Origin of the sequence: Rhizobium sp. C1, assembly GCF_021026335.1 — a bacterium.
Lineage (GTDB): Bacteria > Pseudomonadota > Alphaproteobacteria > Rhizobiales > Rhizobiaceae > Ensifer_A.
This window is the reverse complement of record NZ_JAJNCY010000007.1, coordinates 85502-107361: the sequence shown is the minus strand read 5'-3', so window position 1 is coordinate 107361 and position 21860 is coordinate 85502. Positions and strand designations below refer to the sequence as shown.

Sequence of the window (21860 nt, the reverse complement as noted above, 5' to 3'; positions counted from 1 at the left end):
ACTCGATTGAAGACAAACGGAACTGAAGACAATGGCCACTGAAATCCGCGTTCCCACTCTCGGCGAATCCGTTGCCGAAGCCACCGTCGGCACCTGGTTCAAGAAGGCAGGTGACACGGTCGCCGCCGACGAAATCCTCTGCGAGCTTGAAACCGACAAGGTGACGGTTGAAGTTCCGGCACCCGCTGCCGGCGTGCTCTCCGAAATCGTGGCCAAGGCCGGCGATACGGTCGAGCCGGGCGGCCTGCTCGGCCAGATCGCGGAAGGGGCTGCAGGTGCAGCCGCCGCCAAGCCCGCTGCTGCACCGGCTCCTGCTGCCGCACCGGCCCCGGCTGCTGCGCCCGCCGCAGCCCCTGCTGCCGCAACCTCCATGCCGGCCGCTCCGGCTGCCGCCAAGCTGATGGCCGAGAATAATGTGTCTGCCGATCAGGTCGACGGTTCGGGCAAGCGTGGCCAGGTCCTCAAGGGCGATGTTCTGACAGCGATTGCCAAGGGCGTTTCCGCTCCGGCGCCTGCTGCCGTCCCGGCTGCAGCGCGTCCGGCTTCCAGCGAAGCCGATGGTGTGCGCGAAGAGCGCGTGAAGATGACCCGCCTGCGCCAGACGATCGCGCGTCGCCTGAAGGACGCCCAGAACACGGCTGCCATGCTGACGACCTATAACGAGGTCGACATGAAGGCGGTCATGGACCTGCGCAACAAGTACAAGGACATCTTCGAGAAGAAGCATGGCGTGAAGCTCGGCTTCATGGGCTTCTTCACCAAGGCCGTCACCCACGCGCTGAAGGAAATCCCGGCCGTCAACGCCGAGATCGACGGCACGGACATCATCTACAAGAACTATTCCCATATCGGCGTCGCCGTCGGTACCGACAAGGGCCTCGTCGTTCCGATCGTGCGCGACGCCGACCAGATGTCGATTGCAGACATCGAAAAGGAAATCGGCCGCCTCGGCAAGGCTGCCCGCGATGGCCAGCTTTCCATGGCCGACATGCAGGGCGGTACGTTCACCATCTCCAACGGTGGCGTTTACGGTTCGCTTATGTCCTCGCCGATCCTCAATGCCCCGCAGTCGGGCATTCTCGGCATGCACAAGATCCAGGAGCGCCCGGTCGCCATTGGCGGTCAGGTCGTCATCCGTCCGATGATGTATCTGGCACTCTCCTACGATCACCGCATCGTCGACGGCAAGGAAGCCGTGACCTTCCTCGTTCGCGTCAAGGAAAGCCTTGAGGATCCGGAACGTCTGGTTCTCGATCTCTGATGATCGCATGGCCGCCGGCTTGCCCGGCGGCCAATTTGCCTTTCGGGTTTCGGAGAGCCTTGCATGAGCGTTGAATTGACCTGCCTTCTGTGGAGTGCTGCTCTCGGTTTCGTCTACGTCATGACGCAGGCCGCTTTTGCCAACACCGATAATGTCGGCGGCATCGAACCGAACCGCGACCGCGAGCCGCAATTTGGTTTGCGGGCACAGCGCGGAGGCCGGGCGCTCAGGAACTTCCTTGAAACCTATCCGCTTTTCATCGCGCTCGTCGTCGTCGCCGAAATCGCCAATCGCCATGGCGCGCTGACGCAGTACGGTGCCGTTCTCTATCTCGTCGGCCGTCTCGTCTATCTGCCGCTCTACATCGTCGGTGGTGGCATCGTCCGCTCCGCTGTCTGGAGCCTAGCTCTTCTCGGCCTCGTCCTTATGTTCATCGGCATCCTGATCTGAAGGACGTAAGCCATGACGCATCAATATCTCATTGAACTTGCCTCCCTGATGGCAATCTTTTCCTTTGCCATTGTGGTGCCGGGTGCGGATACCGCCATGGTGATGCGGCAGGCGATCGTGCATGGGCGCAAGGCCGCGATCCTCACGAGCTTCGGCATCGGCACGTCGCTGATGTTCCACGTCACCTACACGATCCTTGGCCTCGGCCTCGTCATCTCCAAGTCGATCATGCTGTTCAACGTGATCAAGTGGGCGGGCGTCGCCTATCTGATCTATATCGGCATCCAGTCGCTGCGCGCCGGTTCGGCCGATCTCGAGACGGGTGCGGTCTCGGCGGCTGAGAAGACTGCGACGCAGTCGGTCCTCAAGGGCTTTGGTCTCGGCTTCATGGCCAATGCGCTGAACCCCAAGCCAGTCTTCTTCTTCCTGTCGATCTTTTCGACCGTCGTCTCGCACGACACGCCGGCGGCGGTGAAGTTCGGCTATGGCCTGGTCATGGCAAGCTGCCTGATCGCCTGGTTCGTCGCCGTCTCCTTCTTCCTGACGACGCCGGCGATGCGCGCTGCTTTCGAGAAGGCGTCCAAGTGGATCAACCGTGCGAGCGGCGCGGTCTTCATCGCCTTCGGCCTCAAGCTTGCGACCGAGAAGGCGGGCTGATGTCATGCGGCGGGCCGGTCTTTCAGCATTGGCGGTCGTGACGGCGCTTATGCCCACGTTTGCCCATGCTGTCGCCTGCCCGCAGGAGAAGGCCGTCTATCGCGACCGCGACAATGCCTATGAGCTGGTTTTCTCGCCGGTCCAGATCGATGCCGAGTCGAATACGCATCGTTTCAAGCTCAGCGTGCTGGGCACCAAGGTCTCGCTCGACGGCTATGTCACGGGTTCAACGCCGGTGAACCGCTCGAACGGCATTCTCTTCTTCAATTGCCCGGATGGCGACGTGACGGGCAAGGATATTGCCGACTGCACGGTCTGGCAGGGAGTCTTATACGGCCAATCGGCCGGACGGATCGATCTCCTTCCCGCGCAGGGTAAGGATGCGGCCGATGCGATCCTTTTGCCCGATCTCGGCCCGTCCATTCAGCAATCGAAGGCCTATGCCGAATCCAAGGCCAAGGTTGCGCCGTGGGACGTGCTGGATTTCAAGGAGTGCGCGAAATGACTGAGCAGCCCGTTCTTCTCGTCACCGGCGGCAGCCGCGGCATCGGTGCGAGCGTGGCACTCAAGGCGGCCGAAAAGGGCTGGGCGGTCGTCGTAAACTATGCGCGCGACCGCGAGGCGGCTGAAGCCATTGCCAACATCATCAACGAGACCGGTGGTTCGGCTGTAGCGGTGCAGGGGGATGTGTCGCGCGAGGAAGATATCGCGGCGATCTTCTCCGTCATCGATACGGCCTTCGGGCGTCTGGACGGTCTCGTCAACAATGCGGGCGTCGTGGACGTCGTGGCGCGGATCGATGAAGTCAGCCGCGAGCGGCTGGAGCGCATGTTCGCCATCAACTGCATCGGCGCAATCCGCATTGCTTCCGAATCGGTCAGGCGCATGTCGACCCGCCATGGCGGCAAGGGCGGCGCGATCGTCAATATCTCCTCGATGGCGGCCGTGCTTGGGTCGCCCAATCAATATGTCGATTACGCCGCTTCGAAGGGCGCGATAGACACACTGACCGTCGGTCTGGCACGCGAAGTGGCGGACGAGGGCATTCGCGTCAACGCGGTGCGGCCCGGCATCATCGACACCGATATCCACGCCTCTGGCGGCACGCCGGATCGTGTGCGCGACATGGCAGGCACTCTGCCGATGAAGCGCGCAGGCGAACCCGACGAAGTGGCTGATGCCATTCTCTATCTCCTGTCTCCCGAAGCGTCCTACGTGACGGGGGCGATACTCAATGTCTCCGGCGGCAGGTAAAGCCCCGGACGGAAGGAAGGAAATCGAAATGTCCTATGATGTGATCGTGATCGGCACCGGCCCCGGTGGCTATGTCTGCGCCGTGAAGGCCGCCCAGCTCGGCCTCAAGACCGCCGTCATTGAAAAGCGCGCCACCTATGGCGGCACCTGCCTCAACATCGGCTGCATCCCGTCCAAGGCGCTGCTGCATGCTTCGGAAGTCTTTGCGCATACGGCGCATGGCATTGCCGAACTCGGCGTCGAGGTTTCCGCGCCCAAGCTGAACCTCGAAAAGATGATGGCCCACAAGGACGCCACCGTGAAGTCCAACGTGGACGGCGTGCAGTTCCTGTTCAAGAAGAACAAGATCGACACCTTCCATGGCACAGGCAAGGTCGTTGCTGCCGGCAAGGTTTCGGTCACGAACGACAAGGGCGAAGTCACTGAACTCGAAACCAAGAACATCGTGATTGCCACGGGTTCGGACGTTGCCGGCATTCCGGGCGTCAAGGTCGATATCGATGAGCAGGTCATCGTGTCCTCGACGGGCGGTATCGCTCTTTCCAAGGTCCCGGAAAAGATGGTTGTCGTCGGTGGCGGCGTCATCGGCCTGGAGCTGGGCTCGGTCTGGTCGCGTCTCGGCGCGAAGGTGACGGTCGTTGAATATCTCGACAATATCCTCGGCGGCATGGATGGCGAAGTGTCGAAGCAGTTCCAGCGCATGCTGGTCAAGCAGGGCATGGAATTCCATCTCGGCGCGAAGGTGACGGGCGTTGAGAAGGCCGGCAAGGGCGCAAAGGTGACGTTCGAGCCGGTCAAGGGCGGCGACAAAACCATTCTGGACGCCGATGTCGTGCTCGTGGCCACGGGCCGCAAGCCCTACACCGAGGGTCTGGGTCTGGCTGAAGCCGGCGTTGTCCTCGACAATCGTGGCCGCGTCGAAATCGATCATCACTATCGCACCAATGTCGCCGGCATCTATGCCATCGGCGACGTGGTCAAGGGCCCGATGCTCGCCCACAAGGCGGAAGACGAGGGTGTGGCGCTCGCCGAAATCCTGTCCGGTCAGGCCGGTCATGTAAACTATGATGTCATTCCGGGCGTCGTCTACACGCAGCCGGAAGTCGCCTCCGTCGGCAAGACGGAAGAGGAGCTGAAGGCCGCAGGTGTTGCCTACAAGGTCGGCAAGTTCCCCTTCACCGCCAATGGCCGCGCGCGCGCCATGCTTGCGACCGACGGTTTCGTCAAGGTTCTGGCGGACAAGGAAACGGACCGCGTTCTCGGCGTTCACATCATCGGCATGGGCGCCGGCGAGATGATCCACGAGGCCGCCGTCCTGATGGAATTCGGCGGTTCGTCGGAAGATCTCGGCCGCACCTGCCATGCGCATCCGACCATGTCGGAAGCCGTGAAGGAAGCTGCGCTCGCAACCTTCTTCAAGCCGATCCATATGTAAAATTCCGAGCAATTCCAGCGAAAGTGGACACCGGTTTCGCGTCCGGAATTGCGAATAAAGAGACCTGATTTGGCCTTCGTCAAATCGGGGTATGAAGTTTTTATAATCATTCTAGAAAGCGCCTTGCGACGAAGGGCGCTTTCTGTTTTTGTCTTTTAGCGGGTCTGAATTCAGTTGCGAAAAGGCAAGACAATGAAACCCTTGAACTATTCCATCCCGCAGCGCGCGCTGCATTGGGGCATGGCTCTGCTCATACTCTTCAACCTGCTCTTCACCGAAGGCATGGAAACCTGGAACCGGGCGGTGCGCAAAGGCGAAGCAATCACGCCGGAGATGATTTCCTCGGCCAATATCCACGCCTATGTCGGGATCGCGATCCTGATCCTGGTGGTCATCCGTCTCGGCCTTCGCTTCGTTCAGGGTGTGCCGGACCTGCCGTCCGAGGAGCCGCCGGTGCTCAAGCTGATCGCAACCGCAACACATGCGGTGCTCTATGTTCTGATGATCGCCCTGCCGCTGACGGGCATGGGGAAGTATTACTTCGGCCAGAAGCTCGCTGGCGACATCCATGCGGATGTTCTCAAGGTCATCCTCTGGGCCTTCATCGTCCTGCATGTCGCGGGCGCGCTGGTGCAGAAATTCTATTTCAAGACCGACGTTCTGGATCGCATGACGAAGGGCGTGAAGGCTTGAGCGGCAATGCCGCGACGCCTCTTGCAGAGAGCGATCTTCCCGGCGCTGACTGGGTAGATCGCCAAACGGTTTCATTGGCGCGGTGCGGGGTGACGGCTGCAGATGCGGCGCGCCTCGCGCTCGGCGAAGCGATGCCGGGCTGGGTGGCAGGATTGATGCGGCTGAGGAATTTCATTGTCGGCTTTGTCGGGCTGAAAGGTGCGGGGCCGGGCGCTGGGGTCGATGGCGGTCGAAGCATCGGCGGATTTCCGATAGTCAGCAAAACGCCGGAAAAGCTGGTCCTCGGCTTCAACGACTGGCATCTCGATTTCCGCATCGTCGTCGAGGCCCTACCGCAGGCGGCGGGAACGGGCATCACGTTGACGACCATGGTCAAGCGCAAGCATTGGTTCGGGCGGCTCTATATCTTCCTGATCACGCCGTTTCACGTGCTGATCGTGCGGCAGAGCCTCAAAGGGATTGCGGCGGCCTTCAGTTGACGGCAACCGTCACCGGGGTGACGGTGAAACCCTTCTGTTGCAGCAGGGCGACCAGCCCTTCATCGCCCGGCAGGTGCAGCGCGCCGACGGCCATGAACGCATTGCCCTTGTCGAGCGTGGCTTCGGCGCGGTCGGCCATGTGGTGGTTGCGCACCGTGATCATCTTCTTTTCAAACTCGGCCATGTCGGCACTGTCGGCGTCGAGCTTCCCGACATATTCGGCCAAGGGGCCGATCATTGCGGGCTTGCCGGAGGCATAAAGCTCGATCATCGTTTCCATCAGGTCCTTGGTGCGCTGCGGGTCCTTCAGGACGCCGATCAGCCCCGAGACGTGGGTCTTCATGGAGACGGAGGCCATCGCTTCGAGCTGCTCGGTCAGCGTTTCCAGCCCGACGACCTTCTTGCCGGCGGTAATCGCGTCCTTGGTGAGTTTCTCATCGAGGAAATCGGCGCCGGCGCCCTTGCGCGCGAGTTCGCAGGTCGGCAGCGCGACGAAGGTGGAGAGAACCCAGGGCTTCATCTTGATGACGGCGGCGAGCGGAATGCCGCGCTCGGCGAGCTGCTTTTCCAGCAGAGCCTTCTGGTCGGCGTTGAGAAAGTCGTTGATCGTCGTCGAGTCGGTGAACATGGACAGGTCAGGCCGCGCCAGCAGCTTCATGCTGGCGGCATTCTTGTCGGCGATCTCGTCGGATTCCACGATGACGGCCTGTGCGGTCTTGAAGTCCTGCGCCGCTTCGGCCGGCAGGTTGATGACGCGGGGGTCGGAGAGGTGGATGGTGCCGAGCAGCCAGGAGGGCGCAACGCCGGGTTTCTCGATCTTCCAGAAGATCGACTCGCCATTCTTCAGTTTGGCGGTATCGGTCTCAATCTCCGCGAAGCCCTTGGGGTCTTCCTTCTTGAGGTCTGCGAGGATGTTCTTGCCGCCGCAGCTCAGGTCTTCCGCAGCCTTGGCCGGTGAAATCCAGCCGAGAATGAAGATCAGTGACAAAGCCGCCAGCGTATGCAGGCCTGCGATCAGCCACAGCCCGGCATTGCCGAGCGAGAAGGTGCGGGCAGAGGAGGGGCGGCGGCTTTTCATACGGTCTGGTCCTGAAACGATGATCCTGGCACCTTAGCGGGGCGACCGCTCAGGAACCCTTAACGCGTTTGGTTAACGTGCACGCTCAAGCGCGCGGATGGGCGCGGTCGTAGATGTCGAGCAGCCGGTTCGTATCGACGGCGGTATAGACCTGCGTCGTCGAAAGGCTGGAATGCCCAAGCAATTCCTGGATCGAGCGGAGGTCGCCACCACCGGCCAGAAGATGCGTGGCGAAGGAGTGGCGCAGCGCATGCGGCGTTGCCGTTTCCGGCAGGCCAAGCGCGGAGCGCATCTTGACCATCTCTCGCTGAATGATGGCCTGTTGCAGCGGCCCACCCTTGGCGCCGCGAAAGATCGGCTCATCGGCCTTCAGATGATAGGGGCAAAGCTTGCGGTAGAGATCGACGGCCTCCATCGCCGCCGGCAGAAGCGGCACCATGCGAGCCTTGCCGCCCTTGCCGGTGATGCGCAGCGTTTTGGTGCCGGGGAGCAGATCGTTCGGCGTCAGCGACAGGCCTTCCGAGATGCGCAGACCTGAACCGTAAAGCAGCGTCAGCACGGCCGCATTGCGGGCGGCGATCCATGGCTCCTCGGCCAGCTGCGCATCCGCCTCGATGACGGTCAGCGCCTGGCTGGCGGCGAGCGGCTTCGGCAGGGATTTCGCCTGCTTGGGCGAGCGCACGGCGCGGGCGCCGGTGGCATTGGCGAGCCCCTGCTTTTCCAGATAGCGCAGGAAGGAGCGGATGCCGGCAAGGCCGCGCCCAAGGGTGCGGGCGCCGGCTCCATCGTTGCGGCGGCTCGCCAGAAAGCCGCGCAGATCTGCGGGGCGGAGACTGGCGACATCGGAAAGCTTGGCCGGCCCGCCGGCATGGCCGGTGAGGAAGGTGAGGAATTGGCGCGTATCGCGCTCATAGGCCTCGACGGTCTTGGGCGAAAGGCGCCGTTCGCCGGCAATCGAAGCGAGCCAATCCTGCCTCAGCCTCGTCAATTTGTCGTCGGAGATAATGAGAAGTTCGTTCATGGTGGTTCCATGGTTGCACCGCCAGTGTGATCGACGCAGCGTTAGCAAATTGTTAATGCGGTGAAGTTCTCCACCATCTTCGGGAACAAGAGAGGTTCCATGCTGCTGAAATCGATGAGCGCCGCGCAATACCGGTCGTTGCGCGCGATCCGCATGGAACTGGATGGCGTCAACGTCTTCATCGGCGCGAACGGGGTCGGCAAGACCAACCTCTATCGCGGCCTGCAACTCGTTCAGGCGGCCGTGCGCGGCACATTTGCGCGCGAAATTGCAGCCGAAGGCGGGATGATGCAGGCGCTTTGGGCCGGGCCGCGCCGGACGCAGGAGAAGGCGCGGATTGGCTTCTCTGTGGAGGTGATTGATCCAAAGACCGGGCTTGTCCTTGAATATCGGGTAGAGGCAGGGGTGAAGCCGCCGCTCCAGGCTGGCTTTGCCTTCGAGCCGCAGATCAAGGAAGAGGTGTTCAGCGTCGATACGGGGCGTGGACCCGTCGTCATGATGAAGCGGCAAGGACCGGGCATTACCCTTCGCAGCGACCGCGGGCGCATGGTTCCCTTTGATGAAACGGCGCTTCCATCGGAGACGGCAATATCCATGCTGGCGCATGAGGCCGCAGCACCGGAGATCGCGACATTCTGCCGTTTCGCCGAGCAATGGCGTTTCTTCCACGGCTTTCGGACCGACGCAGGGTCGCTGCTTCGCAGACCTTGCCTTGCGGTGACCGCGCCGCTACTTGACGAAGACGGCTCGAATCTGGCCGCCGTCTTTGCGACGATTTCGGTCAATCGCGGTGAAATGCCTGAGATTGACGATATCGTTGCGGACGCGCTCTCCGGCGCGCAGCTCGTCATTCCCGAGCCGGAGCAGGAGGCGTCCATCGGCCTCAGCCTGCCGGATTTTCCCAAGCGCGTGTTCAGTGCGCGGGAGTTTTCCGATGGTCAGCTGCGGTTCCTGGCGCTGACGGCCGCGCTCATGTCCTATCGCCTGCCGCCGCTGATTGCGCTCAACGAGCCGGAGGCGAGCCTGCATCCCGACATGCTGGAGCCATTGGCCGACATGATCGCGACGGCCGCGAAGCGCAGCCAGATATGGATCGTCACCCATTCGGAACGATTGGCCGAGGCGGTGTCTCAGCTTTGCGGCGTGCGCTTCCGCCATGTCGTGCGGCAGGATGGCAAGACCTGGATCGAGGGCATGCGGCTGACCGGCGAGATCGCAGGTTTGGGCGATGATGACGAGGATTGATCAGGCAGCCGCTGTGGCACTTTTCCGCGTGAAGATCAGCACCAGCCCGGCCGAGGCGACGAATGCGGCGCCGATCCAGACATTGGCCTCAGGCAACTGGCTGAACCAGACGTAGCCAATGGTGGCCGAGGTGATCAGCTCGACATAGGACAGTGGGGCTAGCGTCGTGGCATCGGCATGGCGGAAGGCATTGATGGTCAGTGTGTGGCAGAGGAGCGAGATTGCGCCCATGGCCAGCAAGAGCAGGATTTCCATGTCGGAAGGCGTCGTCCATGTCATGATCGCCTGCGGCAGCAGCAGCAACGTGCCGAACACGTTCTGGAACACTAGCGCCTGCAGGGGCGTGGTTTCGCCCGAGGCTAGCCGGGTGGAGACGAGGTAGAATCCGTAGCAGACGCCGGAGGCGAGCGCGAGTAGCACGCCGGGCGACATCGTGGCTCCCGGCCGCGCGATGATGATCGCGCCGGCAAATCCCAGCACCAGCGCGACGAGCTTGGCCCTTGTCATCTTCTCGCCCAGCATGAACACGGCCGCGACGCTACCAACGACGGGGCCGACGAAGAAGGCGCTGACGGCGGTGGCGAGATCAATCGTGACGATGGAAACATAGAACAGCGTCATCGCCACCACCATGAGGAGCGTGCGCATGATATGCGGTTTCAGCCGATGGCGCGGCGGCAGGGCACTACCCTTGTGCTTGAGGAGCGCGATGGGCAGGAGCAGGAAGGAGGCGGCGAAATAGCGACCGGAACTGACCAGCAGCGCCGAATGGTTTTCCGAGAGAACCTTGGCAATGCCGTCGGCGATGGGAATGATCGCCGAACTCATCGCCATGAACGCAATACCCTTGATCTGGCTCGACATGCTTCCCTCGCTTCCCGCCTTCGCCTATCCTGGTCGAGGCTGCGCGTCCATGGCTGCGCTCAAGAATCACGAAAGGCAGTCACTCTCCTCTTGTCTGTTTCTGGTTTTCTTTGGGCAGAGCTTGAGGCATGGTCCGCGCAATGAAAACGGATTCGCCCGCATTGTTCGACCTGGCTGAGACTGGGCCAGTGCCACCGGCGCGCCAGGCGGCGCGCGCGGTGCCGGTGCTCGTGCCGATGCCTGCGCCGGGGCCTTATTCCTATACGGTGCCGGAGAACGCGCATGTCGTGCCGGGCTCCATCGTCATCGTGCCGCTTGGGCCGCGCAAGGTGATCGGCGTCGTCTGGGACGAGCGGGGCGAGGGTGGCTCGGTTGATCCGAAGAAGCTCCGGCCCATCGAGCATGTTTTCGATTGCCCGCCGCTGGCCGAGGATATGCGGACATTCCTTGATTGGGTCGCGACCTATACGCTGACGCCGCCGGGCTATGTCGCCCGCATGGCGTTGCGCGCCCCCACGGCCTTCGATCCGGAGCCGATGGTCGAGGGATTGCGGCTGGTGAAGAGCGAACTGGAGCGGATGACGCCTGCGCGGGCTCGGGTGATTGAGCTCGCCTCCGATGGCTTTGCCTGGACCCGGATGGGGCTGGTCCATGCGGCAGGTGTTTCGGCGAGCGTCGTGGACGGGATGATTGCTCAAGGGGTTTTCGAGACCGTCTTCCTGCCGCCGCCGCCCGTCGTCGCGCCGCCCGATCCGGATTATGTCGCTGACCGGCTGGAGGGCGTGCAGAAGGATGCGGCGCGCGTTCTGGTGAAAAGCGTCGACAAGGGCAAGTTCTCCGTCTCGCTGATCGATGGCGTTACAGGCTCGGGCAAGACGGAGGTCTATTTCGAGGCGGTGGCCGAGGCGCTGAGGCGCGGCAAGCAGGTGCTGATCCTGCTGCCGGAAATCGCGCTGACGGCGAGCTTTCTGGAGCGTTTTCAGGATCGCTTCGGCTCCAAGCCCGCCGAGTGGCATTCGGAGCTTGCGCCCCGCACGCGGGAAAAGGTCTGGCGGCAGGTGGTCACCGGCGAGGTGCGGGTGGTGGCGGGGGCACGTTCGGCGCTCTTCCTGCCCTTTGCCGAGCTCGGGCTGATCATTGTCGATGAAGAACACGATCCCGGCTACAAGCAGGAAGATCGCGTCTTCTATAATGCCCGCGACATGGCCGTCGTTCGGGCTCGGATCGGGGATTTTCCCACTGTGCTCGTCTCGGCGACGCCGTCGGTGGAGAGCCAGGTCAATGCGATGCAGGGCCGCTATCAGGCGATCCACCTGCCCACGCGGTTCGGCGATGCGGCCATGCCGGATCTGCGGCTCGTGGACATGCGCCGCCATGCGCCAGCCAAGGGCGGGTTTCTCTCGCCGGTCATGCTGCGCGGCATCGACGCGACGCTGAAGAAGAGCGAGCAGTCATTGCTCTTCCTCAACCGACGCGGATATGCGCCGCTGACGCTCTGCCGGGTCTGCGGCCATCGCTTCCAGTGCCCGCAATGCTCGAGCTGGCTGGTGGAACATCGTTTCCGCGGCGTCATCCAGTGCCATCAATGCGGCTATCAGGAAAAAACGCCGGAGGCCTGCCCCGAATGCGGCACGCTTGATCATCTCGTTGCCTGCGGGCCGGGGGTGGAGCGCATTGCCGAAGAGGTGGTGAGCCATTTTCCGGATGCCCGGACCATCGTGCTTTCCTCGGACATGGCCGGCGGCGTGAAGCGGCTGAGGCTCGAGCTGGAGGCGATTGCCAAGGGCGAGGCGGATATCGTCATCGGCACGCAGCTGGTTGCGAAGGGGCATAATTTCCCGCTGATGACGCTGGTCGGCATTGTTGATGCCGATCTGGGTTTGGCCAATGGCGATCCGCGCGCGGCGGAGCGGACCTTCCAGTTGCTTCATCAGGTGACGGGCCGCGCGGGGCGCACGGGTCTCAAGAGCCACGGTCTCATCCAGACCTATCAGCCGGGGCATCCGGTCATGCAGGCTATCGTCTCGGGCGATGCGGAAGCCTTCTATGACCGCGAGATTGCCGAGCGCGAGCGGGCGAACCTGCCACCCTTTGGCAGGCTTGCCTCGATCATCATTTCGGCCGACGACCGTCATTCCGCGGAGGCGCATGGAAGGGCATTGCGCAACGCCGCACCGCATGCGGCCGGCATCACGGTTCTCGGGCCCGCGGAAGCGCCGCTGGCGCTGGTGCGCGGGCGCTATCGCTTCCGGTTGCTGGTGCATGGGCAGCGGGCCTCTGACATGCAGGGCTTCGTGAAGGCCACGCTCGCGGCGGGGCCGAAAGAACGTGGGTCGATCCATGTTCAGGTCGATATAGACCCGCAGAGTTTCCTTTGATGGCCGGTTCTTCCCGCATTGCGTCAATTTCCTGTGCGCAAACACGTACACGGTGATTTCGACCCTCAAGAGCTTATGCCATAAGGGCCGCTCGCATTTGGAGAATGCCTTCCGCGGACAGGCGGAATGATCGAGGGACCGACCATGGAACTGACAATCCCACCAATTCCGAGTACGCCGGGCGCGCAGGCGGCCATGCTGTCCGCTGTGCTGACCCTTCTGCTGGGGCTGGCGCTTATGGTGCTGGCGCGACAGATTGGCGCATGGTGGGGCTTTGCCGCACGCGAGGGCCGGGAAGGCGCCGTCGGAGAACTCCGTCCCATCGGTGCGTTTCTGGCGGGTCTCGGGCTTGCCGGGTTCCTCTTCGACCAGCCGGTGATCTATGTCATGATCGGTTCTGCCTGGGCGCTTGCCGCCTTCGGGCGGCTGCTGTCCATGATGTCAGCTTCCGACCGCTCCAACGGCCTTTTCAACTTTCTCTTTCTTTTGCTTCAGGCGGCGCTGGCTGCAGCCGGTCTCACCTGGCTTTTCGATGTCTGGAGCGGTGATATCGGCTTCCAGATGCCACAGGATACGGCGGGCTTCATCGTCTTCGTGGCGGCGGCCGTGACCGTGGCGATCGGATTTTTCTGCATGTTTGGCCCCGGCCTGATGATGCTGCTGGCCGGGCTTTCGATCGGCGAGGGGCGCAGCCGGGTGATTGCCTCTGTGCGTGCTCTCGGCGGCATGCTGATCGGGGCGGGCGGGGTCACGCTTCTGGCCGGCAATCCGATGTGTGAACTGGCGCTCGGCTCGGCGCTGGCGCTGTCGATCTTCGGACGTATACTTTCGCTGATTTTCGAAACCGGAAGATACGTTTTCCAGGTGATCGCGCTTCTCGTGACGATTGCGGGTGCAGCGATCTTTCTCGGTCACGTTTTCGGTTATTTCTGATCTTTCGGCGCTGCTTGAAGGAGTGGCGCAGAAATTTGCCGAATCATGTCTTTATCTGTCCTTTCCCTCCCAAAGGCGTGTTGCGAGTCCTGGCATCCTATGCTACAGCGACGGCGAAATTCAGGGGGAATTGGGTCTTTGACCCGCGAAATCTGAGTCAATTGGCAATAGTTTCACGGGGTTAGCCGGAGCGTGAGCTTGGGCGCGACCTCGGGGATCAATGAAGAGAAGTTTGTGCCCGTGGCAGACACATCCCAAACTGTTTCCGGTGTAGCGGAAAGATACGCCTCTTCGCTTTACGAGCTGGCCGCTGAGGCTGGTTCCGTCGATCAGATCGGCGCCGAGCTTGCCGGCTTCCAGACCTTGATCAACGAAAGCGCCGACATGAAGCGTTTCATCGAGAGCCCGGTGTTCTCGGCTGAAGACCAGCTGCGCGCGGTTGCTGCAGTTCTCGAAAAGGCCGGCATCTCGGGTCTTTCGGCGAACTTCATCAAGGTCGCCGCGGCGAACCGCCGGCTCTTCGCAATCCCCGGTATGATCAAGTCTTATTTCCAGATCGTCGCGCGCAATCGCGGTGAGATTTCTGCGGATGTCACGAGCGCACATGCGCTGACATCGGCGCAGGAAAATGAATTGAAGGCGACGCTGAAGGGCGTCACCGGCAAAGACGTGGCAATCAATGTCACCGTCGATCCTTCTATCCTTGGTGGGCTGATTGTTAAGGTCGGATCGCGTCAGATCGACACTTCCCTTCGCACCAAACTTTCTACTCTTAAGCTTGCACTGAAAGAGGTTGGCTGATGGACATCCGCGCCGCGGAAATTTCCGCAATTCTGAAAGATCAAATCAAAAATTTCGGCAAGGAAGCTGAAGTTTCCGAAGTTGGTCAGGTTCTCTCCGTCGGTGACGGTATCGCCCGCGTTTACGGCCTCGACAATGTTCAGGCCGGCGAAATGGTCGAGTTCCCGGGCGGCATCCGCGGCATGGCGCTCAACCTCGAAGCCGACAACGTCGGTGTGGTTATCTTCGGCGCCGACCGCGACATCAAGGAAGGCGACACCGTCAAGCGTACGGGCGCCATCGTGGACGTTCCGGTGGGTCCGGAACTGCTCGGCCGCGTCGTTGACGCGCTTGGCAACCCGATCGACGGCAAGGGCCCGATCAACGCAACGCGTCGTGCACGCGTTGACGTGAAGGCTCCGGGCATCATCCCGCGCAAGTCGGTTCATGAGCCGATGTCGACCGGCCTCAAGGCCATCGACGCCCTCATCCCGGTTGGCCGTGGCCAGCGCGAGCTCGTGATCGGCGACCGCCAGACCGGCAAGACCGCCATCATTCTCGACACGATCCTCAACCAGAAGGCCATTCATGACAATGGTCCGGACGGCGACAAGCTCTACTGCGTCTACGTCGCAGTCGGCCAGAAGCGTTCGACGGTTGCCCAGTTCGTGAAGGTTCTCGAAGAGCGCGGCGCCCTGCAGTACTCGATCGTTGTTGCTGCAACGGCTTCCGACCCGGCTCCGATGCAGTTCCTGGCTCCGTTCGCTGGTTGCGCCATGGGTGAATACTTCCGCGACAACGGTCAGCACGCCCTTATCGGCTATGACGACCTGTCGAAGCAGGCTGTGTCCTACCGCCAGATGTCGCTGCTGCTGCGCCGCCCGCCGGGCCGCGAAGCCTATCCGGGCGACGTCTTCTATCTCCACTCGCGTCTCCTCGAGCGCGCCGCAAAGCTCTCCGACGAGCGTGGCGCCGGTTCGCTGACGGCTCTGCCGGTCATCGAAACCCAGGGTAACGACGTTTCGGCCTTCATTCCGACCAACGTGATCTCGATCACCGACGGCCAGATCTTCCTTGAAACGGACCTGTTCTTCCAGGGTATCCGCCCGGCCGTGAACGTCGGTCTGTCGGTTTCCCGCGTGGGTTCGTCAGCTCAGATCAAGGCGATGAAGCAGGTTGCCGGCTCGATCAAGGGCGAACTCGCCCAGTATCGCGAAATGGCTGCCTTCGCACAGTTCGGCTCGGACCTTGACGCTGCCACGCAGCGCCTGCTGAACCGCGGTGCACGCCTGACCGAACTCCTGAAGCAGCCGCAGTTCTCGCCGCTGAAGACGGAAGAGCAGGTCGCCGTGATCTTCGCCGGTGTGAACGGTTACCTCGACAAGCTCGCTCTGACGCAGGTCGGCAAGTTCGAACAGGGCTTCCTGTCGTACCTCCGCTCTGAAGGCAAGGCGATCCTCGACGCGATCCGCACCGAAAAGGCGATCAGCGACGACACGAAGGCCAAGCTGAAGGGGGCGCTCGACTCCTTCTCCAAGTCTTTCGCCTGATCAGGGGTTCCAGTAGTTAGGACGGATAACGGATGCCTTCACTTAAGGATCTGAAAAACCGGATCGCCACCGTTAAGGCGACGCAGAAGATCACCAAGGCGATGAAAATGGTCGCCGCGGCGAAGCTTCGGCGTGCGCAGGAGGCAGCCGAAGCCGCTCGTCCGTATTCGCAGCGGATGAGCGCGGTGCTTGCAAACATCGCGCAGGCCGGCACGAATGACGCGCCGCGCCTGATGACCGGCACGGGTAGCGACCAGGTTCATCTCCTGGTCGTCTGCACGGCCGAACGCGGTCTTTGCGGCGGTTTTAACTCGCAGATCGCACGTCTTGCCCGCGACCATACGCGCAAGCTCCTGTCGGAAGGCAAGACGGTCAAGATCTACTGCGTCGGCAAGAAGGGTTATGACATCCTTCGCCGTGATTTCGCCTCGCTCATCATCGAGCGGACGGAACTGCGCGAGGTCAAGAAGATCGGCTTCGAAAACGCTGACCAGATCGGCAAGAAGGTGATTTCGCTCTTCAACAAGGGCGAGTTCGACGTCTGCACGCTGTTCTACTCCGAGTTCAAGTCGGTGATCAGCCAGGTTCCGACCGCGCAGCAGCTCATTCCGGCTGCTGTTCCGGCTGGCGAACCTGCCGGTGCGAGCGACGCATCCTACGAATACGAGCCGGATGCCGGCGCGATCCTGGCGGACCTCATTCCGCGCAACATTTCGGTCCAGATCTTCCGGGCGCTGCTCGAGAACGTCGCCGGCGAAATGGGCGCCAAGATGAGCGCGATGGACAACGCGACGCGCAACGCAGGTGACATGATCAACAAGCTGACGCTCAAGTACAACCGTCAGCGCCAGGCTCAGATCACCAAGGAACTGATTGAAATCATTTCGGGCGCGGAAGCGCTCTAAGGGTTAAGGAAAGAGGGTATCATTATGGCAGCTACCTCGGGCTCTACCGGCAAGGTGACGCAGGTCATCGGCGCTGTTGTCGACGTTTCGTTTGCAGGCGGCAACCTTCCGCCGATCCTGAACGCACTCGAAACCGAAAACAACGGCTCGCGCCTCGTTCTGGAAGTCGCTCAGCACCTCGGTGAAAACGAAGTTCGCACGATCGCCATGGACTCGACCGAAGGTCTCGTCCGCGGCCAGGCCGTTGTCGACACAGGTTCGCCGATCTCGGTTCCGGTTGGCGATCACACGCTCGGCCGCATCATGAACGTTATCGGTGAACCGGTTGACGAAGCTGGTCCGCTCGACCGCACGCATCTCCGCGCCATCCACCAGGAAGCTCCGGCCTATGTTGAACAGTCGACGGAAGCCCAGATCCTGGTCACGGGCATCAAGGTCGTCGACCTGCTCGCTCCCTACGCAAAGGGCGGCAAGATCGGCCTGTTCGGCGGTGCCGGCGTTGGCAAGACCGTTCTCATCATGGAACTGATCAACAACGTCGCCAAGGCGCACGGTGGTTACTCGGTGTTCGCAGGCGTGGGTGAACGTACCCGCGAAGGCAACGACCTTTACCACGAAATGATCGAATCCGGCGTGAACAAGCATGGCGGTGGCGAAGGCTCCAAGGCTGCCCTCGTTTACGGTCAGATGAACGAGCCGCCGGGCGCCCGCGCTCGCGTTGCTCTCACCGGTCTGACGATCGCTGAAGACTTCCGCGACAAGGGTCAGGACGTTCTGTTCTTCGTCGACAACATCTTCCGCTTCACGCAGGCAGGTTCGGAAGTGTCCGCTCTGCTCGGCCGTATTCCTTCGGCCGTGGGCTATCAGCCGACGCTCGCCACCGACATGGGCCAGATGCAGGAACGCATCACCACGACGACCAAGGGCTCGATCACCTCGGTTCAGGCCATCTACGTTCCCGCCGACGACTTGACCGACCCGGCACCGGCAACCTCGTTCGCCCACCTGGACGCAACGACGGTTCTGTCGCGTTCGATCGCTGAAAAGGGCATCTATCCGGCCGTTGACCCGCTCGACTCCACGTCGCGCATGCTCGACCCGATGGTTGTCGGCGAAGAGCACTACGACGTTGCCCGTAAGGTTCAGGGTACGCTGCAGCGCTACAAGTCGCTCCAGGACATCATCGCCATCCTCGGCATGGACGAACTGTCCGAAGAGGACAAGATGACGGTTGCCCGCGCCCGCAAGATCGAGCGTTTCCTGTCCCAGCCGTTCTTCGTGGCTGAAGTCTTCACCGGTTCTCCGGGCAAGCTGGTTGCTCTCGAAGACACGATCAAGGGCTTCAAGGGCCTTGTCAACGGCGAGTATGACCACCTTCCGGAAGCTGCCTTCTACATGGTCGGCTCCATCGAGGAAGCCATCGAGAAGGCCAAGAAGCTGGCCGCTTGATCCACCATTCGCAGCGGCGCGTGTCATTGAGACATGCGCCGTGCGTTTTCTTTCGTAATGGAAAAGTGAAAAGCCATGGCTGAAAGCTTCAATTTCGAACTCGTTTCGCCGGAGCGGCTTCTGGTTTCCGCCGATGTGACGGCGGTTGTCATTCCGGGCACCGATGGCGAGATGACCGTCATGGCGCAACACGCGCCGGTCATGACGACGGTGAAGGCCGGTGTGGTCAAGCTCTCCAAGGCTGACGGCGCCGAAGACAAGTTCGTCGTATTCGGCGGTTTCGCCGACATTCTGCCGACGGGCTGCACGCTGCTTGCAGAGTCTGCCGTTCACATGGATGAGCTCAATGCGGCGACGCTCGAGGCGCGCATCGAGGCTGCCCGCAACGATCTTGCCAATGCGGAGCATCATGAACATCGCAGCGCCATCGAAGATTTTATCTTCCAGCTGTCCGAACTTCGCGGCGCTGTCTCGGGCTGAGTTCGGCAACCAAAGCTCCCGTATTTTTGCGCCCCGCTCAAAGAGGAGCGGGGCGTTTCTTTTTTTGGAACCTTTTTCCATTCGGCGGGTTTGGCGGCCCGCATAGACAGGTCGACATGTGAAGATGTGCATATATGTGTGGTAACTAATTTTTAAATGGTTAACAAAAGACCTAACAGATTTCGGTCGCGTTGATTGATTAAAAATAAGTATGGCATATCATATATGATGGCCTTGAGATCGAAGTCCGGCGAACCCGGATCGTTGATTTGTGAAAGGGAAGGCAATGCCAGTTCTTCAGTTAAAACCGGGCACCTCGAGCGACGAATTGCTGACGTTCGCGGAAAAGGCTTCTCAGGCCAGTGACTTCCTGAAGGCGATCTCGCATGAGGCGCGCCTGATGATCCTCTGCATTCTGTCGGAGGGCGAGAAGTCCGTCACCGAAATCGAGACGATTCTCGGTCTGCAGCAGGCTGTGGTTTCCCAGCAGCTTGCCCGGCTTCGGCACGAGAATGTTGTCGAGACTCGCCGCGAGGGGCGTCAAATCTATTACAGCATCGCCAATCCCGATGTTTCGGGGATCATCGACGCGCTCTATTCGATGTTCTGCAAGCCGGGCCTGCCGGCAAGAGAAGCCTGAAGTCACGTTGCGCCCTAAAGTCTGCGGAAGGGAACGTTGCGGGTTTTGGGGCGTTCATCCGCATGTCTGAAATCGATGTAAAGGTTCTCCGTTGACCTGTGGCATGAAGGGCGCAGGAACAGCCTTCCGTATCAACAAGGGTTCTCAAAGAGCGTACGTTGTATATAGTTCTGGCATGTCGGTTATGGCTAACAGAAACGTAACGGACGGACTTTATAGTCGGGATGGCAGTTTGTCGTTCTGATCTGGGAACAGGGTCAGTCTTTTGTATCTTCACTCGCCGATGAAGCGATGGAGCCGGAAATGAGTTCAGCGTACCGGCAATGGGGAGCCTTCGCGGCTGCCACAGTTGCAGCTCTCGCCGTTGCGGTCCAGCCGCAGGGTGCGGGGGCTTTTGAGCTTTTCGGCATTCATCTGTTCGGCTCGGAAGAAAAGGATGCGCAGATCGCGGATCCCGTTCGCTATACGGCGACACTGACCGCCGACGATCCCAGTCTTGAGAAAGATCTGATTGCGCAGTCCGCGTTAATGCAGGACCAGTCGAAACCGGTCGACGGCGATTTCGGTGTCGTGGTGAAGGCGAAGGATGATCGCGATCGTCTGGTGGCGCTGCTTTACGAAAAGGCGCGTTACGGTGCCGTGGTCACCGTCAAGGTGAACGGCGTTCCGGTCGACAATCTTCCACCTCTGCCGAAATTTTCCCGCAGCACACCTGTTCCGGTGACGATTTCGGTAACGGTCGGCCCCGTGTTCTCGCTGGGCAAGGTTGTGCTCAAGGGCGATGCAGGCAAGCTCGATCCGGCCAGCTACGGGCTGGTGCCCGGTGGCGATGCCGGTTCGCAAGCCATTCTGAATGCCTCTGCCAAGATCCTCCGCGACCTGAAGGCAGAGGGCAGACCGCTGGCGCGGATCAGTGAGCGCACGGTGATTGCCGATCATGCGACGAACCGGGTCGATGTCACGCTTGCCGTGCAGTCGGGACCCATTGCGCCGGTCGGGGCGGTTTCCGTCAACGGGACGAAGGATGTGAATCCGGAATTCGTTTCGGAATGGTCCGACCTGCAGCCCGGCGAATCCTATTCCCCGGAAAAGCTGGAGCGGGCGGCCAAGCGGCTGCGGGAGCTCGGCACATTTTCTACCGTTGCCGTGAGCGAGGCGAAGGCGCTTGCCCCGAACGGCACGATCCCCATCAACATCGATGTCACGGAAGGCAAGCAGCGCTATTTCGGCGCGGGCATCCAATACTCGACGATCGACGGCGTCGGCGTGCAGGGCTATTGGGGGCATCGCAATCTTTTCGGCAATGCCGAATCGCTGAAGATTTCGGGCTCCGTCAACCGCCTTGGCCAGACACGCGATTTGAAGAAGCTGGATTATTCCGCCGCGATCGCCTTCGTGAAGCCGGGGGCCTTCGGGCCCGCCACGAGTTTCACGGCCAATTTCTCCGCCGGCCTCAGCCATGCTGCCGCCTATGAGGCGCGAATTCTGTCGGGCACCGTTGGCATCACATATGACCTGACGGACCATGATAAGCTCTCGGGGGGATTTGCGCTCGACTGGACGCGCGCCCAGGATGTCTATGGAAACAATCGCTACCTCACAGCCTCGGTTCCTCTGACCTGGGAGCGGGATATGACCGACGACAAGTTCGATCCGACCAAGGGCTATCGGGCATCGATGACGCTTCGTCCGAGCTTCGGCGTTTACAACAAGACAAGTTTCATCAGCGCGGAGGGCTCCGTTTCGGCCTATCAGCAGATCGGCGACAACGGGCCGGTGCTGGCCGGGAAGGTTGCCGTGGGCACGCTTGTCGGCGGGCGCAGCCTTGCCGATATTCCTGCCCCCCGCCGCTTCTATGCCGGCGGCGGCGGATCGGTCCGCGGCTATGCCTATCAGGCGATTTCGCCGCGCGATTCGGCCAATAATCTTCTGGGCGGTCGCTCCTATGTGACGGCTTCTGTGGAGGCGCGCTTCAAGGTCACCGACACAATCGGCGTGGTTCCGTTCCTGGATTTCGGCAGCGTGTCGTCCAGCAGCGCGCCTGGCTTCTCGGATATCCGGGCCGGCGCCGGCTTGGGCCTGCGTTACGCCACGCCTTTCGGCCCCATCCGCCTTGACGTCGCCGTGCCTCTGCGGCGCTATCCGGGTGGCAATACATTTGGCATCTATGCCGGAATCGGGCAGGCATTCTGATGCGGGAGAGGGTTCCTTTGCCCGATTGCTGCAGCAATTTCCGGGTACAGATTCAATAAGGGCAACTTTTACAGGCTTCATGCGTTACCGGTTCGGGCCGGGCGCAGGATTGCCG

21 protein-coding genes are annotated in these 21860 nt (G+C 61.4%); 18 read left to right on the top strand and 3 right to left on the bottom strand.

Going from position 1 to position 21860, the window contains the following annotated elements; all coding sequences use genetic code 11:
* Positions 1 to 31: 31 nt before the first annotated feature.
* From odhB to LQK83_RS15675, 8 genes are all read left to right on the top strand, one after another.
* Entirely contained in the window at positions 32 to 1261 is a 1230-nt protein-coding gene (gene odhB / locus LQK83_RS15710) for a 2-oxoglutarate dehydrogenase complex dihydrolipoyllysine-residue succinyltransferase (RefSeq protein ID WP_230838341.1), read from the top strand.
* A 63-nt stretch (positions 1262 to 1324) separates the two neighbouring features.
* Positions 1325 to 1711 carry an MAPEG family protein gene (locus LQK83_RS15705; protein WP_230838340.1) on the top strand — a complete coding sequence of 129 codons (387 nt, stop codon included), beginning with the start codon at positions 1325 to 1327 and terminating at the stop codon, positions 1709 to 1711.
* Positions 1712 to 1723: 12 nt separating this feature from the next.
* A complete protein-coding gene (locus LQK83_RS15700; protein WP_230838339.1) occupies positions 1724 to 2368 on the top strand; it encodes a LysE family transporter in 645 nt (214 codons plus the stop codon).
* Between the two features lie 4 nt (positions 2369 to 2372).
* Positions 2373 to 2873, top strand: coding sequence for a hypothetical protein (locus LQK83_RS15695; protein ID WP_230838338.1), 501 nt, complete (start codon positions 2373 to 2375; stop codon positions 2871 to 2873).
* Positions 2870 to 3622: a glucose 1-dehydrogenase gene (locus LQK83_RS15690; protein ID WP_230838337.1), complete on the top strand. Its 753-nt coding sequence runs from the start codon at positions 2870 to 2872 to the stop codon at positions 3620 to 3622. The genes LQK83_RS15695 and LQK83_RS15690 overlap by 4 nt, the downstream gene beginning before the upstream one ends.
* Before the next feature lie 28 nt (positions 3623 to 3650).
* Complete coding sequence (gene lpdA / locus LQK83_RS15685; RefSeq protein WP_230838336.1) at positions 3651 to 5057, top strand: dihydrolipoyl dehydrogenase; 1407 nt, start codon at positions 3651 to 3653, stop codon at positions 5055 to 5057.
* A gap of 192 nt (positions 5058 to 5249) precedes the next feature.
* Entirely contained in the window at positions 5250 to 5750 is a 501-nt protein-coding gene (locus LQK83_RS15680; RefSeq protein ID WP_230838335.1) for a cytochrome b, read from the top strand.
* Entirely contained in the window at positions 5747 to 6229 is a 483-nt protein-coding gene (locus tag LQK83_RS15675) for a DUF2867 domain-containing protein (protein ID WP_230838334.1), read from the top strand. The genes LQK83_RS15680 and LQK83_RS15675 overlap by 4 nt, the downstream gene beginning before the upstream one ends.
* Here the strand turns inward: LQK83_RS15675 and LQK83_RS15670 are convergent.
* A complete protein-coding gene (locus LQK83_RS15670) occupies positions 6222 to 7307 on the bottom strand; it encodes a TraB/GumN family protein (protein ID WP_230838333.1) in 1086 nt (361 codons plus the stop codon). The genes LQK83_RS15675 and LQK83_RS15670 overlap by 8 nt on opposite strands.
* Positions 7308 to 7392: 85 nt before the next feature.
* Entirely contained in the window at positions 7393 to 8328 is a 936-nt protein-coding gene (locus tag LQK83_RS15665; protein WP_230838332.1) for a tyrosine recombinase XerC, read from the bottom strand.
* 99 nt (positions 8329 to 8427) lie between these two features.
* On the opposite strand from LQK83_RS15665, the gene LQK83_RS15660 reads away from it, so the two are divergent.
* Positions 8428 to 9573 carry an AAA family ATPase gene (locus tag LQK83_RS15660; RefSeq protein WP_230838331.1) on the top strand — a complete coding sequence of 382 codons (1146 nt, stop codon included), beginning with the start codon at positions 8428 to 8430 and terminating at the stop codon, positions 9571 to 9573.
* Here the strand turns inward: LQK83_RS15660 and LQK83_RS15655 are convergent, their stop codons facing one another.
* On the bottom strand, positions 9574 to 10437 hold the full coding sequence (locus LQK83_RS15655; RefSeq protein ID WP_230838330.1) for a DMT family transporter: 864 nt from the start codon (positions 10435 to 10437) through the stop codon (positions 9574 to 9576).
* A 140-nt stretch (positions 10438 to 10577) separates the two neighbouring features.
* On the opposite strand from LQK83_RS15655, the gene LQK83_RS15650 reads away from it, so the two are divergent.
* The 9 genes from LQK83_RS15650 (at position 10578) to LQK83_RS15610 (ending at position 21745) form a co-directional block, all read left to right on the top strand.
* Positions 10578 to 12815, top strand: a complete 2238-nt coding sequence (locus LQK83_RS15650; protein WP_230838329.1) for a primosomal protein N' — start codon at positions 10578 to 10580, stop codon at positions 12813 to 12815.
* A gap of 126 nt (positions 12816 to 12941) precedes the next feature.
* Positions 12942 to 13748, top strand: coding sequence for a hypothetical protein (locus LQK83_RS15645; RefSeq protein ID WP_230838328.1), 807 nt, complete (start codon positions 12942 to 12944; stop codon positions 13746 to 13748).
* Between the two features lie 234 nt (positions 13749 to 13982).
* The gene (locus LQK83_RS15640) at positions 13983 to 14549 is read left to right on the top strand and encodes a F0F1 ATP synthase subunit delta (RefSeq protein WP_230838451.1); all 567 of its coding nucleotides are present in this window, start codon (positions 13983 to 13985) and stop codon (positions 14547 to 14549) included.
* Complete coding sequence (gene atpA / locus LQK83_RS15635; protein WP_230838327.1) at positions 14549 to 16078, top strand: F0F1 ATP synthase subunit alpha; 1530 nt, start codon at positions 14549 to 14551, stop codon at positions 16076 to 16078. Before LQK83_RS15640 ends, atpA begins: the two co-directional genes overlap by 1 nt.
* A 32-nt stretch (positions 16079 to 16110) precedes the next feature.
* Positions 16111 to 16983, top strand: coding sequence for a F0F1 ATP synthase subunit gamma (locus tag LQK83_RS15630; protein WP_230838326.1), 873 nt, complete (start codon positions 16111 to 16113; stop codon positions 16981 to 16983).
* Between the two features lie 24 nt (positions 16984 to 17007).
* The gene (atpD, locus tag LQK83_RS15625; RefSeq protein ID WP_230838325.1) at positions 17008 to 18432 is read left to right on the top strand and encodes a F0F1 ATP synthase subunit beta; all 1425 of its coding nucleotides are present in this window, start codon (positions 17008 to 17010) and stop codon (positions 18430 to 18432) included.
* A 75-nt stretch (positions 18433 to 18507) separates the two neighbouring features.
* Entirely contained in the window at positions 18508 to 18912 is a 405-nt protein-coding gene (locus tag LQK83_RS15620; RefSeq protein WP_230838324.1) for a F0F1 ATP synthase subunit epsilon, read from the top strand.
* 286 nt (positions 18913 to 19198) lie between these two features.
* Positions 19199 to 19552 (top strand): ArsR/SmtB family transcription factor, encoded by a 354-nt coding sequence (locus LQK83_RS15615; RefSeq protein ID WP_230838323.1) that lies wholly within the window; start codon positions 19199 to 19201, stop codon positions 19550 to 19552.
* A gap of 291 nt (positions 19553 to 19843) precedes the next feature.
* Complete coding sequence (locus LQK83_RS15610; protein WP_442966774.1) at positions 19844 to 21745, top strand: autotransporter assembly complex protein TamA; 1902 nt, start codon at positions 19844 to 19846, stop codon at positions 21743 to 21745.
* Positions 21746 to 21860 lie beyond the last annotated feature (115 nt).

Excerpts from the sequence above, each read along its gene's own strand:
- odhB (WP_230838341.1), top strand. The coding sequence starts at position 32 with ATGGCCACTGAAATCCGCGTTCCCACTCTCGGCGAATCCGTTGCCGAA.
- LQK83_RS15705 (WP_230838340.1), top strand. The coding sequence starts at position 1,325 with ATGAGCGTTGAATTGACCTGCCTTCTGTGGAGTGCTGCTCTCGGTTTC.
- LQK83_RS15700 (WP_230838339.1), top strand. The coding sequence starts at position 1,724 with ATGACGCATCAATATCTCATTGAACTTGCCTCCCTGATGGCAATCTTT.
- LQK83_RS15695 (WP_230838338.1), top strand. The coding sequence starts at position 2,373 with ATGCGGCGGGCCGGTCTTTCAGCATTGGCGGTCGTGACGGCGCTTATG.
- LQK83_RS15690 (WP_230838337.1), top strand. The coding sequence starts at position 2,870 with ATGACTGAGCAGCCCGTTCTTCTCGTCACCGGCGGCAGCCGCGGCATC.
- lpdA (WP_230838336.1), top strand. The coding sequence starts at position 3,651 with ATGTCCTATGATGTGATCGTGATCGGCACCGGCCCCGGTGGCTATGTC.
- LQK83_RS15680 (WP_230838335.1), top strand. The coding sequence starts at position 5,250 with ATGAAACCCTTGAACTATTCCATCCCGCAGCGCGCGCTGCATTGGGGC.
- LQK83_RS15670 (WP_230838333.1), bottom strand. The coding sequence starts at position 7,307 with ATGAAAAGCCGCCGCCCCTCCTCTGCCCGCACCTTCTCGCTCGGCAAT.
- LQK83_RS15665 (WP_230838332.1), bottom strand. The coding sequence starts at position 8,328 with ATGAACGAACTTCTCATTATCTCCGACGACAAATTGACGAGGCTGAGG.
- LQK83_RS15660 (WP_230838331.1), top strand. The coding sequence starts at position 8,428 with ATGCTGCTGAAATCGATGAGCGCCGCGCAATACCGGTCGTTGCGCGCG.
- LQK83_RS15655 (WP_230838330.1), bottom strand. The coding sequence starts at position 10,437 with ATGTCGAGCCAGATCAAGGGTATTGCGTTCATGGCGATGAGTTCGGCG.
- LQK83_RS15650 (WP_230838329.1), top strand. The coding sequence starts at position 10,578 with ATGAAAACGGATTCGCCCGCATTGTTCGACCTGGCTGAGACTGGGCCA.
- LQK83_RS15645 (WP_230838328.1), top strand. The coding sequence starts at position 12,942 with ATGATCGAGGGACCGACCATGGAACTGACAATCCCACCAATTCCGAGT.
- atpA (WP_230838327.1), top strand. The coding sequence starts at position 14,549 with ATGGACATCCGCGCCGCGGAAATTTCCGCAATTCTGAAAGATCAAATC.
- LQK83_RS15630 (WP_230838326.1), top strand. The coding sequence starts at position 16,111 with ATGCCTTCACTTAAGGATCTGAAAAACCGGATCGCCACCGTTAAGGCG.
- atpD (WP_230838325.1), top strand. The coding sequence starts at position 17,008 with ATGGCAGCTACCTCGGGCTCTACCGGCAAGGTGACGCAGGTCATCGGC.
- LQK83_RS15620 (WP_230838324.1), top strand. The coding sequence starts at position 18,508 with ATGGCTGAAAGCTTCAATTTCGAACTCGTTTCGCCGGAGCGGCTTCTG.
- LQK83_RS15615 (WP_230838323.1), top strand. The coding sequence starts at position 19,199 with ATGCCAGTTCTTCAGTTAAAACCGGGCACCTCGAGCGACGAATTGCTG.
- LQK83_RS15610 (WP_442966774.1), top strand. The coding sequence starts at position 19,844 with ATGGAGCCGGAAATGAGTTCAGCGTACCGGCAATGGGGAGCCTTCGCG.